General features: G+C 35.4%; 12 protein-coding genes. 2 read left to right on the forward strand and 10 right to left on the reverse strand.

Annotated elements, in window-relative coordinates:
* Window positions 1-146: 146 nt before the first annotated feature.
* Window positions 147-1,691: a gluconokinase gene (gene gntK, locus CEF14_RS09300; protein ID WP_245890135.1), complete on the forward strand. Its 1,545-nt coding sequence runs from the start codon at window positions 147-149 to the stop codon at window positions 1,689-1,691.
* A gap of 656 nt (window positions 1,692-2,347) precedes the next feature.
* On the opposite strand, the gene gnd is transcribed toward gntK, so the two are convergent.
* Window positions 2,348-3,244, reverse strand: a complete 897-nt coding sequence (gene gnd, locus CEF14_RS09305; RefSeq protein ID WP_102692589.1) for a phosphogluconate dehydrogenase (NAD(+)-dependent, decarboxylating) — start codon at window positions 3,242-3,244, stop codon at window positions 2,348-2,350.
* 150 nt (window positions 3,245-3,394) lie between these two features.
* Between gnd and CEF14_RS09310 the strand changes: the two genes are divergently transcribed.
* Window positions 3,395-4,240: a MurR/RpiR family transcriptional regulator gene (locus CEF14_RS09310; RefSeq protein WP_102692590.1), complete on the forward strand. Its 846-nt coding sequence runs from the start codon at window positions 3,395-3,397 to the stop codon at window positions 4,238-4,240.
* Window positions 4,241-4,306: 66 nt separating this feature from the next.
* On the opposite strand, the gene CEF14_RS09315 is transcribed toward CEF14_RS09310, so the two are convergent.
* The 9 genes from CEF14_RS09315 to rny all read right to left on the reverse strand — a co-directional run bounded on the left by CEF14_RS09315 (window position 4,307) and on the right by rny (window position 14,956).
* Window positions 4,307-5,635, reverse strand: a complete 1,329-nt coding sequence (locus CEF14_RS09315) for a GntP family permease (protein WP_102692591.1) — start codon at window positions 5,633-5,635, stop codon at window positions 4,307-4,309.
* A 274-nt stretch (window positions 5,636-5,909) separates the two neighbouring features.
* Complete coding sequence (gene cotE / locus CEF14_RS09320) at window positions 5,910-6,491, reverse strand: outer spore coat protein CotE (RefSeq protein ID WP_102694359.1); 582 nt, start codon at window positions 6,489-6,491, stop codon at window positions 5,910-5,912.
* A gap of 264 nt (window positions 6,492-6,755) precedes the next feature.
* Window positions 6,756-7,190 (reverse strand): YlbF/YmcA family competence regulator, encoded by a 435-nt coding sequence (locus tag CEF14_RS09325; protein WP_102694360.1) that lies wholly within the window; start codon window positions 7,188-7,190, stop codon window positions 6,756-6,758.
* A complete protein-coding gene (miaB, locus tag CEF14_RS09330; protein WP_102692592.1) occupies window positions 7,190-8,737 on the reverse strand; it encodes a tRNA (N6-isopentenyl adenosine(37)-C2)-methylthiotransferase MiaB in 1,548 nt (515 codons plus the stop codon). Before miaB ends, CEF14_RS09325 begins: the two co-directional genes overlap by 1 nt.
* A gap of 394 nt (window positions 8,738-9,131) precedes the next feature.
* Window positions 9,132-9,998, reverse strand: a complete 867-nt coding sequence (locus CEF14_RS09335; protein WP_102692593.1) for a 2-oxoacid:ferredoxin oxidoreductase subunit beta — start codon at window positions 9,996-9,998, stop codon at window positions 9,132-9,134.
* Window positions 9,985-11,736 carry a 2-oxoacid:acceptor oxidoreductase subunit alpha gene (locus tag CEF14_RS09340; RefSeq protein ID WP_102692594.1) on the reverse strand — a complete coding sequence of 584 codons (1,752 nt, stop codon included), beginning with the start codon at window positions 11,734-11,736 and terminating at the stop codon, window positions 9,985-9,987. The genes CEF14_RS09335 and CEF14_RS09340 overlap by 14 nt, the downstream gene beginning before the upstream one ends.
* 354 nt (window positions 11,737-12,090) lie before the next feature.
* The gene (locus tag CEF14_RS09345; protein ID WP_102692595.1) at window positions 12,091-12,357 is read right to left on the reverse strand and encodes a stage V sporulation protein S; all 267 of its coding nucleotides are present in this window, start codon (window positions 12,355-12,357) and stop codon (window positions 12,091-12,093) included.
* Between the two features lie 85 nt (window positions 12,358-12,442).
* Window positions 12,443-13,240 carry a TIGR00282 family metallophosphoesterase gene (locus CEF14_RS09350; RefSeq protein ID WP_102692596.1) on the reverse strand — a complete coding sequence of 266 codons (798 nt, stop codon included), beginning with the start codon at window positions 13,238-13,240 and terminating at the stop codon, window positions 12,443-12,445.
* Window positions 13,241-13,402: 162 nt separating this feature from the next.
* A complete protein-coding gene (rny, locus tag CEF14_RS09355; protein WP_102694361.1) occupies window positions 13,403-14,956 on the reverse strand; it encodes a ribonuclease Y in 1,554 nt (517 codons plus the stop codon).
* Between the last annotated feature and the right edge of the window lie 13 nt (window positions 14,957-14,969).

The raw sequence follows: 14,969 nt of genomic DNA on the forward strand, positions 1-14,969 counted from the left end.
TATTCAACTTATTTCTTTTCTTAACTCTATAAGTCCAGTAAAATAATAACGAAACGAAATATTTTTTCTGATATAATAAAATGGAAAGAAAAAAAATTCATTTTAATAACTTATGATGTTTTTATATAAAGGAGAATCCATCGCGAATGTCTAAAATGTCTTATTATCTAGGCGTTGATATAGGTACTACATGCACGAAGGCCGTCTTATTTGGTAACAACGGCCAAGTAATAAGTATGCATCATGCAGGGTATCCACTCTATAGTCCTACCCCAAATGTTGCTGAGCAAGATCCAAATGAAATTCTATCTGCTGTAAAAGAAGCTATTCAGTTAGCTATTCAAAAAAGTAACATCAACATAAATAATTTAAAACTCGTGTCATTTAGTGCTGCTATGCACAGTGTGATCGCAATAGACATCAATGGCAAGCCATTAACCAACTGCATCACTTGGGCTGATACTCGTGCAACTGAATGGGCAGAAAAAATAAAGCATGAGATGGATGGACATGAAATTTATAGACGTACAGGTACACCTATTCATCCTATGTCACCTCTTTGCAAAATTACTTGGTTACGTCATGAAAAGCCAGAAATTTTCAACCAAACTTTTAAATTTATAAGTATGAAAGAATATATATTCCATGACTTTTTTGATCGTTATATTGTTGATCACTCAATTGCTTCTGCTACTGGTATGTTCAATCTTGAAAACCGTGATTGGGATGTAAACGCTTTAAAAGTGGCCGGTATTACACCTGATCAATTATCCGACTTGGTGCCAACCACTTTCTATCTAAATGGTTTGAAAACAGATATTGCTGAGGAAATTGGTATACCACCTCATATTCCATTTGTTATAGGTGCAAATGATGGTGTTCTTTCAAATCTCGGCGTTAACGCGATTGACCCAGGAGTTGTTGCCGTAACAATTGGAACAAGTGGTGCTATTCGAACCGTAACAGATCACCCAGTAACAGATCCTAAAGGTCGTATTTTCTGCTATGTGTTAACAGACAAGCATTGGGTAGTTGGTGGTCCAATAAATAATGGTGGTATGACATTTAGATGGGTACGTGATGAATTAGCAGCTTCAGAAGTAGAGACGGCAAAACGATTAGGAATCGATCCATATGATGTGTTAACGAAAATTGCTTCGAATGTCAATCCTGGTTCTGATGGATTACTATTCCATCCATATTTAGCTGGTGAACGTGCTCCATTATGGAATGCGGATGCCCGTGGTTCGTTCTTTGGTCTAGGTTTACATCACAAAAAAGAACATATGATTCGAGCCGTTTTAGAGGGTGTTATTTTTAACTTATATACAGTTTTTATCGCTCTACAAGAAGTCATTGGAATCCCAAACAAAATTCAAGCAACTGGTGGTTTCGCACGTTCCGAACTGTGGCGTCAGATGATGGCTGATATTTTCAATCAAGAAGTCTCCGTCCCTGAAAGCTTTGAAAGCTCTTGCCTAGGTGCAATTGTTCTTGGGATGTATGCACTAGGAGAAATAGAAGATTTCTCCATTGTTTCAGAATGGATCGGCTCAACACATGTGCATACTCCAATTCCTGAAAACGTAGAACGATATGTTGAACTCATTCCTATTTTCATCCGAATTTCTCGTTTATTAACACAGGAATATCATGATCTAACAAAATTCCAAGAAAAGTGGGTAAAATAACGCTTAAAGTATTGAAAGGAATCGAGATAATATTGTAAATCAATACCTTTTGTTATTTTAAATTGCATGTATAGCTACTAGTAAATATATTATTAATTTGATTACGAAACAAAAATATTCGTTATTTTTAATTTGAAATATTTTTCTCAATTTGAAAATTGATATGTATTTTAACTATTTTTCGTATAGATGTGTTATAATGTGGCATATATAGTAAAGACGAGATGCGTTAACATCTCGCCTAGTAACTACCCAACGTGGTCAGTTGCTTCTAATTTTATTTATTGCGTATAGAAGACTTCCCGGTTTTGTTGGTTACATGACGGGTGGTCTTCTTTTTATGTTTATGAGTAGACGCTTTTCTAAAAAATAGAATGATCGTTTGACTAACAATCGTTTTAACAGCCTCCACCAATACATTTAGAAGAATATCTAAAGCGGTCACCTCCCTTCTCTCGTCATTTACGAAAAGAGGGTTATAGAAGGCAACCTCCCACCCGACTAGTTACTGTTAGAAATTATACCACATTATGGATAATGCTAACAAAAAATAGGTATTGGGATTAAATAATTGAATACAATTCCTAGTATTTTCTTTTTCGCCAAAACAAAAAGTCAGTTACCATTCTAAGATAACTAACTTTTTAATAACTTAATTATTTCTTTTCAACTGCATGCCCACCAAATTCGTTACGAAGTGCTGCAACAACTTTTCCTGTAAATGTATCTTCTTCTAAAGAACGATAACGCATCATTAAAGCAAGTGTTGTTACAGGAACAGGTGCTTTTAGCTCTAGAGCAGTTTCAACTGTCCATTTTCCTTCACCAGAAGAATGCATAACACCTCTAATTTCATCTAGCTTTGGATCTTTAGAAAATGCATTTTGTGTTAATTCCATTAACCAGGAACGAATAACAGAACCATGGTTCCACATTTCTGCAACTTTTTCATAATCATAATCAAATGGGCTTTTTTCTAAGACTTCAAACCCTTCTGCAATTGCTTGCATCATACCGTATTCAATACCATTATGAATCATTTTCAAGAAATGTCCACTTCCTGATTTACCTGCAAACAAGTAGCCTTTATCCACACAAATATCTTTGATGAATGGTTCGATTACTTTAAACGCTTGTTCTTCTCCACCAATCATCATACATGCACCGTTTAATGCACCGGAAGTACCACCACTAGTACCGACATCCATGAAGAAGATGCCTTGTTGTTTTAATTCCTCAGCAATACTTATAGCTTCTTTATAATGTGAATTACCACCATCAATTAATATATCACCTGTATCAAGAATCCCCTTCAATTCATTGATCGTATTAATAGTAATGTCGCCTGCAGGTACCATCAGCCAAATAACACGTGGTTTTGGCAATGTATTCACTAATTCTTGTAAGGAAGAAAATGTTTGTCCACCATCTTTGATGAATTTTTTTGATGCTTCTTCATTCACATCAAATGCCATCACTGTATGTTTATGTTTCATTAAATTTAATCCAAGGTTATAACCCATTTTCCCTAACCCAACTAAACCAATATTCATTTATAACGCTCCTCTATTATTTCAAATCAATATTCTAACATTATTATACTAAAAAATATTTCTATATTACAAATAATTTATGAAAATTTATTTCTAAAATTGAATTATGCTATACTACTGGTACGATTACTATTTGAAAGGAACCCGTCTATGACACAAAATACGATTAAGAAAATAAACTCTCTTTATCCTCGTTTAAGTGAAAAAGAAAAGAAAATTGCAGACTATATTCAAGAAGATCCATCTCACATTATTAATAAAACCATTAACGAGGTTTCTGCTGACTTAAGTATCGCGGATGCTACTGTTTTTCGTTTTTGTAAGCGCTTAGGCTTTAAAGGGTATCAGGCAATGAAAATAGCATTAGCCTCTGAAGCAATTACACCCATTAAGCAAATTCACGAAGAAATTTCGGAGAATGATGATGAAAGAACGATTTTCGAAAAAATATTCAAATCAAATATTCAAACACTTGAAAATACCATGCACATTTTAGACGAAGGATCGATTAAAAAAGCCGTATCATTTATGAATCAAGCGAAGCATATTTACTTTTATGGTACTGGCGGCTCTGCTGTCATTGCGATGGATGCTTACCACAAATTTGTTCGAACAGGTGTTAAGTGCTTTGCTTTTATCGATTCTCATTTTCAATTAATGTCCGCTTCTCAATTGTCATCAGATGATTTAGCTGTTGTCATCTCACATTCCGGACGTAATCGAGATACTCTTCAAATTACAAAAACCGTCAAAGAAAATGGTGCATCTATAATTGCCATAACAGGCTTTCCTAAATCACCAATTAGTCAATTAGCAGATGTTGCACTTTATACAAGTTCCGAAGAAACAGAATATCGCTCCGAAGCTTTATCTTCTAGAATTGGTCAACTAAGCATAATCGATGCACTGTACGTAAACGCAATGGTAAAACATAAAGACGATGCAAATTATGCACTTGAAAAAATGCGCCATGCGATTTCACAAACTCGTATATGAGAAAAAGGAGAAGACTTTTTGTTCATACAAAATCTTCTCCAGCACTTTCAAAATCTACTATAGTTATTAAATAAAAGCGTTCATCATTAATGCACACGCAAATGCTACGAAAGAAAGAATGGTTTCTAAAGCTGTCCATGTTTTAAATGTTTCTTTAATCGATAAACCTAAATATTCTTTTACCATCCAGAAACCTGCATCATTAACATGTGAGAACATTAATGATCCAGCACCTGTTACGATGACAAGCAGTTCTAAATTGACCCCAGACATGTTCGCAATAATTGGTGAAACAATCCCCGCAGCTGTTGTAAGTGCAACTGTTGCAGATCCCGTCGCAATACGTATTAAACCAGCAATAACAAAGGCTAATACTAATGGTGAAACTGAGAAGTTTTGAGCTAAGTGACCAATTGTATCTCCAACACCACTATCAATCAGAATTTGTTTAAATCCACCACCAGCTCCGATAATTAATACAATTGATCCAACAGGAATTAGGCAGTCTTCTGTAAACTTTTTAATGGCCTTTTTATCTTGTCCAAGTCTGAATCCAAGGAAATAATAAGCTGAGAATACAGAAATCAGTAATGCAATTAATGGACTTCCTATAAAAGTAAATATACCCTCAAGCGTTTTACCTACATGCATGTATGGTGCCAGTGTACCGAGAACCATTAAAAGAACTGGTAATAGAATTGAGAAGAATGAAATAAATGTTCCGGGTAATTGATTTTCTTCTTTTTCTTCTACATGTATAAATTCAGGTTCCTCTTCGGGTGAAACACGTTTACTTATATATTTTGCAAACAATGGTCCACCAATAATCCCCGCAGGAATCGCAATAATTAAGGAATAAAGAAGTACTTTACCTAAATTAGCATTGTAAATGCCAATTGCAGCCACTGCACCAGGATGTGGTGGAACCAAGCCATGGACAATTGATAATCCAGCAATGGCTGGTAATGCAATTAATAAAATATTTTTCTTAGAAGCTTTTTGAATAGAAATAACTAGTGGCAGTAAAATTAAAATTCCAACTTCGAAAAATACTGGAATCCCAATTACAAATCCAGAAAAGAACATCGCCCATGGAAGTCTCTTTTCACCAAACACCTTAATGAAGAAGTTAGCAATTCTTAAACCTGCACCAGATTCAGCAAGCATTTTACCTAATACTGCACCTAGAGCAATAATTCCGATTAAGTGTCCAAGTGTACCACCTACACCAGTTTCATACGCTTTTACAATTTCATCTAATTTCATTCCGGTGAAAATAGCAAGAAACAGACTAGCTACAAGTAGACTGATAAATGCATGCCATTTAAAAACTGATACACCGACTATAACAATAACAATCGCAAGTAATGTGATCATTAATAGATATGCGTCCATTATTTATCCCCCATGTCTCAAATATTCGCTTCACATAAAATGTAAGCATTTTCATCAGCTTTATTATACGAAAAAAAATTTCTCAAATCAATATAAAATTAGGAAAAAAATTTATTATTAAATTCTGTTATTGAACAGCTTTACTTTTTATCCCCTGAAAATATACATACTAAACAAAAAGGCTATCTTAAAAGTATAGTGAATACTTTTAAGATAACCCTGTAACGAATCAACATGGAGTATTTTTTCTGATGCATAGCTTTGTTTCTATTTGCTATTTGTGGAATGATGATGACTCTAAACTACTTACATCTGATGAAGATGATGAACTAGATGAACTTGATCTTTCTGATGAAGAGCTTGAAGATGATGAGCTTTCATCTACAAAATCCCATTCTTCTTCAAATTCAATAGGGTGAACATTAATGCATATGGTTGTTTCTCCTACTACTTCAGCTAACAGTTCTCTTTCAATTGTGATGATAAAATGTTCGCCATCAGGACTAATTACCGCTTCAACACAATTTGGATGTTGTATAACGCGGATATGCACCTCTTCTTTTCCCGTTGGTTCATCATCCCGATAATGTAATTTAATTCGTTCACGATATGGTATGGATTCAGAGAATACGGCAGTTTTGGAATGATTGTTGTACGCATACCATACATTAATTTCATACTTACCTGTTACCTCAACAAATTTTCCATTTTTCTTTGCTTGATAAGTATGATTGATCACCCAACACCCTAAAATACTTGATGGACTATTTGGGGGACGTAACGTTTCACTACATTCTGTTCTTTTTTTGCCCTTTGCAACCACTGCTTTTGTCACAATATGACGTAACTGTTTCAGCATGATTCCTCCTTTGCTTCCGTTCACCACATCATATGCGGCTTTTGCCTAGGGGGTGCCTAATTCTTAAAGAAAAAATATTACATATTACAGTGGATTCTGAAAAAAGAAGAAGTTTGTCTGAATACGTATCATACTATTGTGTCTACATTTCTTTGGAGAGATGTAGTTATTATTAGAATTTATAAGGTGGTAAAAATAGAAAAAAGAATGCTCTAAGTGGTCTAAAATTCATTACTTCAGAGACATTCTTTTTTATCTATTTTATGAACAGCTTCCAGGTTGTGTGTTACGAACTTTCGAACCTGTTTCGCCACGCAATACGTCGCCACCAGTAGATTCAATAATCTCGTCTGTAACGTTGTTAGCTATTGTATTGGATACGAGTTGCAGTAAGTCATTTACATCACCTTGTGATTGTTTAAATTCTACAACAATTGGTAATTCATCAATTTCTTCTTCAATTTTTGTTATTTTTTCTTCAATTAGTTTTAAGGCTTTTTCTTTACCATAATATTGAAAGTTTACAGCTTGTTTTTGTAAACTTTTTAAACTTGCAATTTTTTCACGAACAAATTGATTTTCATTGATCTGTGCTTCTGCACGTTTAAAAAACTCAACTTCTTCTGTATTAGCAATCATATGTGCAATTTCACGAGCTTTTGCAATAATATCGTCTTTTGTAAATAGTTCTGTCATCATATATTCACCTCTTGACTTGATACTACTTCGATTATTTCACCTTGTAATGACCATGTTTTTGCTTCAGTTACTTTTACCTTTACAATTTTGCCAATGATTTCTTTAGGCGCTACAAAGTTAACGAGTTTATTTTTTCTTGTATAACCAGCTAACACATTCGGATTTTTTTTACTTTCTCCTTCTACAAGTACTTCAACAATTTGACCATCGTATTTTTTTAGTGCTTGACCACAATATTCGTTAACAACCTCGTTTAACCGCTGTAGACGATCTTTTTTCACTTCTAATGGCACGTTGTCTTTCATCTTAGCTGCAGGTGTCCCTTCTCGAGGGGAATAGACATATGTATATGCCATTTCAAATCCTACTTCTCTATATAGAGAAAGGGTCTCCTCAAACTGTTCTTCAGTTTCATTTGGAAATCCAACAATAATATCTGTTGTCAATGCAACATCAGGTATAGCTGTACGAATTTTACGAACTAATTCAAGATAACTTTCTCGGGTATATTTACGTGCCATAATTTTCAACATATCATTCGAACCAGACTGCACAGGTAAGTGAATATGTTCTAATAGATTGCCTTTTTTAGCAAGTACTTCAATTAGATGATCATCAAAATCTCTAGGATGGCTAGTGGTAAAGCGAATACGAGGAATGTTGATTTTGCGTAATTCGTCCATTAAATCACCTAGGCGATAGTCTCGGCCTTCAAAGTCTTTCCCATATGCATTGACGTTTTGACCTAGCAATGTAATTTCTTTATATCCCTGTGCTGCTAAGCTACGCACTTCTTGAATAATATCTTCTGGTAAACGACTACGTTCTTTCCCACGTGTATATGGAACAATACAATATGTACAGAACTTATCACATCCGTACATAATATTAACCCATGCTTTGGTATTTCCTTTACGTACTTTTGGAAGGTTTTCAATTACGTCACCTTCCTTAGACCATACCTCAACAACCATTTCTTTTGATAGGTATGCCTCATTTAGAATTTCTGGTAAACGATGAATATTATGTGTTCCAAAAATCATATCTACTTGGTGATATGTTTTTAATATTTTCTTTATAACGGATTCTTCTTGAGACATACAGCCACAAACAACTATTAGTAAATCTGGATTTTTTTGTTTTAATGGTTTTAAGTGACCTAGTTCCCCAAATACACGGTTTTCTGCGTTTTCGCGAATCGCACATGTATTCATCAAAATGACATTAGCTTCCTCTATATTTTCTGTTGACTCATATCCTAGTTGTATGAAAATACCCGCCATAACTTCGGTATCATGTTCGTTCATTTGGCAGCCATAAGTACGAATTAAAAATTTGCGTCCCGTTCCCATACCCATGAATTTACGATCAATCTTAAAGTCTTTGTGGTATTGTATTTCTTCTTTCCCACGTTTCTTGGCATCTTTTAAAGAAGGTGCTGTATAGACAGATTGGAAGTATTTGCTATAATCTTTTTCTGCTTTTGGATTGGTAGATTTAGTTGTTTTTACTTGTTGACTTGCAAGTCGTTGTTCTTCATTCATCGGTAATCCCCTTTCGTTCGAGTACCCATTGTCTTATTATACTGAATGATAGTCCATTCCTACAAGATATGAGTTTGAAATGTCCTTTATTAGACATAATGAGCGAAAATATATTAGGAAGAGGTTCTTTAATTTGATATGGTGGTTTTTTTATATATTTTTGTCTGTCCAACATAAAGCTACTAGATTTTAAAAGAAAAAAGACCGTAGATAAACTCCTATTTCTCTTGGTTTATCTACAGTCTTTCGCCCATTGGTTTAGAAATGAACGATTTTACTTTTTATGAAAGATTCCTTTAAAATTCACTGCTGTTTCCCACTCATTTAGCAGCTCAATTAATAAATAATTTATCAACACTTTACTTGATCAAAGTCAAACAAAACGAACTCGAAATTACATAAACTCTTTCATAAGTTCTTTTAATTCTTCTTCTTTAATCATAATGTCAGCTTTGTTAAGTGGTTCTTCATGATAGCCAATAACTTTTTCTTGATATGAAGGTTCATCGTCGTTTTGATAGACAATACCTGTTACTAAACCTTCGTGTTCCATTACCGTTTTCATCGCTTCAGCACGATTAGAAGAATCATACCCTTCAATGCTCGATAGTTTTGTAATGTGTTCTTTGAACCAGTCATAAGTGTTGACTTTATTATAAGTTACACATGGACTAAATACATTGATAAAGGAGAATCCTTTATGTTTCATACCTGCTTCGATTATTGCAGTTAATTCTTTTAAGTCTGTTGAAAAGCTTTGTGCAACAAAAGTAGCACCTGATGATAGAGCAACTTCTAATGGTTTTAATGATGGTTCGATTGCTCCACCTGGTGTTGATTTTGTAACAAAACCTGCAGCAGAACGTGGTGAAGTTTGACCTTTTGTTAAGCCATAGATTTGGTTATCCATAACAACATATGTGATATCAATATTACGACGGATTGAATGAATTGTATGGCCCATACCGATGGCAAAACCATCTCCATCCCCACCTGTAGCAATAACATTTAATTCACGATTTGCCATTTTTAAGCCTTGTGCAATTGGTAATGCACGCCCATGAATACCATGTAATCCGTATGAGTTGATATAGCCTGATAAACGCCCTGAACAACCGATACCTGAAACTACTGCTAGTTCATGTGGTTCGATTTCAAGGTTCGCTGCAGCCCGTTGGATGGCAGCTTGCACTGAAAAGTCACCACATCCTGGACACCAGTTAGGTTTTACAGTATTTCGAAAATCCTTAAATGTTACCATCTGTTAGCAACTCCTTTACACGACCAAGTAATTCCATTGGTAAGAATGGTGTGCCGTCATATTTTGTTAAGTTAATCATTTTATCATGGTTACCCATATTTAATTTCATAATATTAGCCAATTGACCTGTAGCATTATTTTCAACAACAATAACTTTTTTGGCTTGGTCAATTAACGGTTTCATTTCTTCTACAGGGAATGGATGGATTAAACGAATATGCGCATGATTTGTTTTAATTCCTTCAGCATCTAACATTGGACGTATTTCTTCCAATACCCCTTTTGTAGAACCAAAACCTACAAGTAAAACATCTGCTTCTTCATTTGGAGCGTCTGTAAATACTGGCATTTCAAAATGAACATGTTGAAGTTTACGGAAGCGTTTGTCCATTTGTATCTTCCGGTTACCTGCTGCTTCAGAAGGTTTTCCTTCTTCATTATGCTCTACACCTGTTACATGGTGAATACCATATTTTTGACCAGGAACAACACGAGTAGAAATACCATCTTCTGTTACTTCATAACGTTTAAAATACTGTTTATCTTCCATTTCTGGAAGTTCATCCATGTTTAATTTTCCGCGATTAATCGTAATCTTAGAGTGGTCAAATGGTTCAACTGTTTGTTTACCAAGTGATAATTGTAAATCGGATAGCACGATAACTGGTAACTGTAATTCATCAGCAATATTGAATGCTTGAATCATGTCATAAAATGCTTCCTCACCTGTTGATGGAGCTATGACCACTTTAGGAATTTCACCGTGAGTACCATAAAGCATTGCCATTAAGTCGGATTGTTCTTGTTTTGTTGGAAGACCTGTTGATGGACCTCCTCGTTGTGTATCGATCACTACCAATGGTGTTTCTGTCATTCCTGCAAGACCAAGTGCTTCCATCATAAGTGAAAGACCAGGACCTGCTGATGCAGTAAATGCACGTGCACCACCGTAGCTTGCTCCAATTGCCATTGTTGCTGCAGCGATTTCATCTTCTGTTTGAATAACAGTACCACCAAATTTAGGCAATTTTTTAATGAGATATTCCATAATTTCTGATGCTGGTGTAATAGGATAAGCACTCATTATACGAGATCCTGCTGCAAGCGCACCTAGAGCAAGAGCCTCGTTACCGATCATGAATAGACGATGTTTGCCATCACCAGGTTCAAGTTCAAATTTACCAACTTGATCTTGGAGCAACTCATTCATCATTTCATGACCTTTAGCAATTGCTTCCATATTCTTTTGTACAACTGCTTCGCCTTTTCTTCCGAAAATTTCGTTGACAACGCTTTGGAAAACTTCATCATTAAGATTCATAAGTGCAGCAGTTGCACCAATAGCAACCATATTTTTCATAAGTGAAGTACCCAATTCTGTTGCAATTTCTGTAAATGGAACGACATATAGTTCTGCTAGGCAATCTTCTGGTTTGACAGGTTTGAATTTAGCATCTGCTAAAATTACCCCATCTTTTGTTAATTCTTTATAGTTAACTTCAATTGTTTCTTGGTCAAATGCCACTAATATATTTAAATCATCTGGAATCGTATGTACAGTTGATGTACGTACGTTAATTTTATTATTCGTATGGCCACCTTTAATACGGGAAGAAAAATGACGATATCCATATAAATGGTAACCTAAGCGGTTCATCGCAGTAGAGAAAATTTCCCCGGTACTTTCGATACCTTCCCCCTGTTGCCCACCGACTTTCCATGAAAGCTGATGTAACATCTATCAACATCTCCTTATTATTTAACGTCTAAGCTTTTTATCCTTCATAAGTTTATCATGAACATGCATATGAAACTATCGTTATTAGACGATTTCATCTAAAATCAGACCTTTGACGGAAAAGATTGTTCATGAAATTAATCGTTGGTGTTCATTTTATGTATATTTTCATCTAAAAACATAAAAAAATACCGGACTTAACCGGTATTTTTATTTTGAACATTCATTACTTTTAAATTATCCATATCTGTGGAATTCGCTTTTCAGTACCACACATTCAGTAGGACTAATAGCTGGTGCCACATTACGAATGAAACACAACTTCTTTACAGCAGGATTTTTTTACTTTTATACTTATCTTCCTCGTTTTTCAACAAGTAATTTTAAAGCTGTTCGATCTTCACCAGCTATAAGAATATCTGTAAACGCTGGTGAACAAGTTAAATCTGTACCACTCGGCGCTACAAAGCCTCTCGCAATTGCGATTGCTTTTACAGCTTGATTGAGTGCACCTGCCCCTACTGCTTGCATCTCTGCATATCCTTGCTCTCTAATAACTGCCACTAATGCACCTGCTACAGAATTTGGGTTGGAGCGAGACGATACTTTCAATGAATCCACAACTATTCCTCCCTTAGTTTGAAAATCAGGGACATTTTGATTGTCCTAGAACATTGTATGCACGTCATGCAAGAGATAGACTAATTTAAGGAACGAAAGGATAGTCTGCATTTATATAAATTCTTTCAAAACTTTTCGCTTTACCTGTTTTGTCATCAAGATCTACGAAAAATCCACTCAATACTTCACGACCTTGTTTTGGCACTTCAAAACGAACAGGCATATTTGTTTTAAAACGATATATAACGCTTTCTTTTTTCATTCCTAACACTTCATCATATGGTCCTGTCATACCAACATCTGAAATAAATGCCGTCCCTCCAGGGAAAATACGCGCATCTGCTGTTTGTACATGTGTATGTGTTCCAACAACAGCCGATGCTTTACCATCTAAATGCCAGCCTAGAGCAATTTTTTCACTTGTTGTTTCTGCATGAAAATCTACGAACACAAGTGGTGATAATTTCTTTGCTTCTTCAACTAGTTCTACTGCCTTGGCAAATGGATCATCATGTGGTGGTAAAAATACGCGTCCATGTAAATTGATTACGGAAATTGTTTGACCACCTTTTGTAACGGATACCATTCCTTTGCCTGGAGCTTCCTCTGAAAAGTTAGCAGGTCTAATTAAGTATTCCGCATCGTCAATAAAGTCAAAAATTTCTTTTTGATCCCAAGTATGATTTCCCATTGTAATAATATCTACACCCATCATGAGTAAATCTTGATAGATACGTTTTGTAATACCTCTACCTGCTGCTGCATTTTCACCATTTGCAATAACAACATCTACATCATATTTTCTTTTAAGCCGTGGTAAATACGATTCAACTGCATTTCTACCTATTTCTCCTACAATATCTCCAATAAATAATACTTTCATTTTCTACACCCATTCCCATCAAAAAAGGCTTCTCGACCGAAGTTCTAAGAAGCCTTTTGATCAATTAAATTAGTAAGAAAGTAAAAACTTCCTTAATGTACATTTTAAGCTACTTTAATGGATACTATTTGATATCTTAACCAAAGTGTCTATTAAAAATAACTATTTTGCGTATTCTACTGCTCGAGTTTCACGAATTACTGTTACTTTAATATGTCCTGGATACTCAAGCTCATCCTCAATTTGCTTACGAATATCCCTTGCTAATCGATGGGAAGCTAAATCATCAATTTGATCTGGACGTACAATTATTCGAATTTCGCGACCTGCTTGAATTGCATATGATTTTTCTACACCATCATATGACTCTGAAATTTCTTCAAGCTTTTCTAGGCGACGAATATAATTTTCTAAAGTTTCACTACGCGCTCCTGGTCTTGCTGCAGATAATGCGTCTGCTGCAGCTACTAATACTGCAATAACAGATGTAGGTTCTGTATCTCCATGGTGAGATGCAATACTGTTAATGACAACAGGATGTTCATTGTATTTTGTAGCTAGTTCTACACCAATTTCAACATGACTTCCTTCTACTTCATGGTCAATTGCTTTACCTATATCATGAAGTAAGCCTGCTCGTTTTGCTAAAGTTACGTCTTCTCCCAATTCAGCAGCAAGTAACCCTGCCAAATGAGCCACCTCTACAGAGTGTTTCAAGACATTTTGACCATAACTTGTACGGTATTTCATACGACCAAGTATTTTCATTAAATCTGGATGTAGATTATGAATTCCAACTTCAAACGTTGTTTGTTCCCCTGTTTCACGAATCTGTTCATCAACTTCTCGACGTGATTTTTCAACCATTTCTTCAATTCGAGCTGGATGAATACGTCCATCTTGTACTAGCTTTTCAAGTGCTAGGCGCGCTGTTTCACGACGAATAGGATCAAAACCAGATAAGATTACTGCTTCTGGAGTATCATCGATAATTAAATCAATACCTGTTAACGTTTCAAGTGTTCGGATGTTACGACCTTCACGTCCAATAATACGACCTTTCATCTCATCGTTTGGTAAGTTAACAACAGATACAGTCGTTTCTGAAACGTGATCAGCTGCAAATCGTTGAATGGCAAGTGATAAAATTTCTCGTGCCTTTTTATCAGCATCCTCTTTTGCTCGTGTTTCAGCTTCTTTGGTCATAACCGCAATGTCAGTTGATAACTCATTTTCTACTTGTTTTAAGATAATTGCTTTAGCTTCTTCACGAGTTAATGCTGAAATGCGTTCAATTTCGGATTGTTGTTTGGCAACAAGTTCTTCCACTTTGCTTTCCATCTGTACAATATGCTGTTGTCTTTCAGATAGAGCCTCTTCTTTACGCTCTAATCCTGATTCTCTCTTATTCAGAGCGTCATCCTTGCGGTCAAGATTTTCTTCTCTTTGCAATAACCGGTTTTCTTGTTTCATAAGCTCAGACCGGCGTTCACGGATGTCATTTTCTGCTTCAGTTCGAAGTTTGTGAGTTTCATCTTTTGCTTCAAGTAGTGCTTCTTTCTTAAGAGCTTCCGCTTCTCTTTTACCTTCTTCAATAATAAGTTCTGCAGAATTCTTTGCACCTGTCACTTTTGAATCGTTCACTTTTTTCATGACGAAATAGATAACAGCGGCACCGACGATGAGTCCAAGCAAAGCGGAGATGATGATTTCCATCATTCGAACACCT

Source organism: Rummeliibacillus pycnus (assembly GCF_002884495.1).
Lineage (GTDB): Bacteria > Bacillota > Bacilli > Bacillales_A > Planococcaceae > Rummeliibacillus > Rummeliibacillus pycnus.

Excerpts from the sequence above, each read along its gene's own strand:
- CEF14_RS09340 (WP_102692594.1), bottom strand. The coding sequence starts at position 11,736 with ATGTTACATCAGCTTTCATGGAAAGTCGGTGGGCAACAGGGGGAAGGT.
- CEF14_RS09310 (WP_102692590.1), top strand. The coding sequence starts at position 3,395 with ATGACACAAAATACGATTAAGAAAATAAACTCTCTTTATCCTCGTTTA.
- miaB (WP_102692592.1), bottom strand. The coding sequence starts at position 8,737 with ATGAATGAAGAACAACGACTTGCAAGTCAACAAGTAAAAACAACTAAA.
- gnd (WP_102692589.1), bottom strand. The coding sequence starts at position 3,244 with ATGAATATTGGTTTAGTTGGGTTAGGGAAAATGGGTTATAACCTTGGA.
- gntK (WP_245890135.1), top strand. The coding sequence starts at position 147 with ATGTCTAAAATGTCTTATTATCTAGGCGTTGATATAGGTACTACATGC.
- CEF14_RS09325 (WP_102694360.1), bottom strand. The coding sequence starts at position 7,190 with ATGACAGAACTATTTACAAAAGACGATATTATTGCAAAAGCTCGTGAA.
- CEF14_RS09350 (WP_102692596.1), bottom strand. The coding sequence starts at position 13,240 with ATGAAAGTATTATTTATTGGAGATATTGTAGGAGAAATAGGTAGAAAT.
- rny (WP_102694361.1), bottom strand. The coding sequence starts at position 14,956 with ATGGAAATCATCATCTCCGCTTTGCTTGGACTCATCGTCGGTGCCGCT.
- CEF14_RS09315 (WP_102692591.1), bottom strand. The coding sequence starts at position 5,635 with ATGGACGCATATCTATTAATGATCACATTACTTGCGATTGTTATTGTT.
- CEF14_RS09335 (WP_102692593.1), bottom strand. The coding sequence starts at position 9,998 with ATGGTAACATTTAAGGATTTTCGAAATACTGTAAAACCTAACTGGTGT.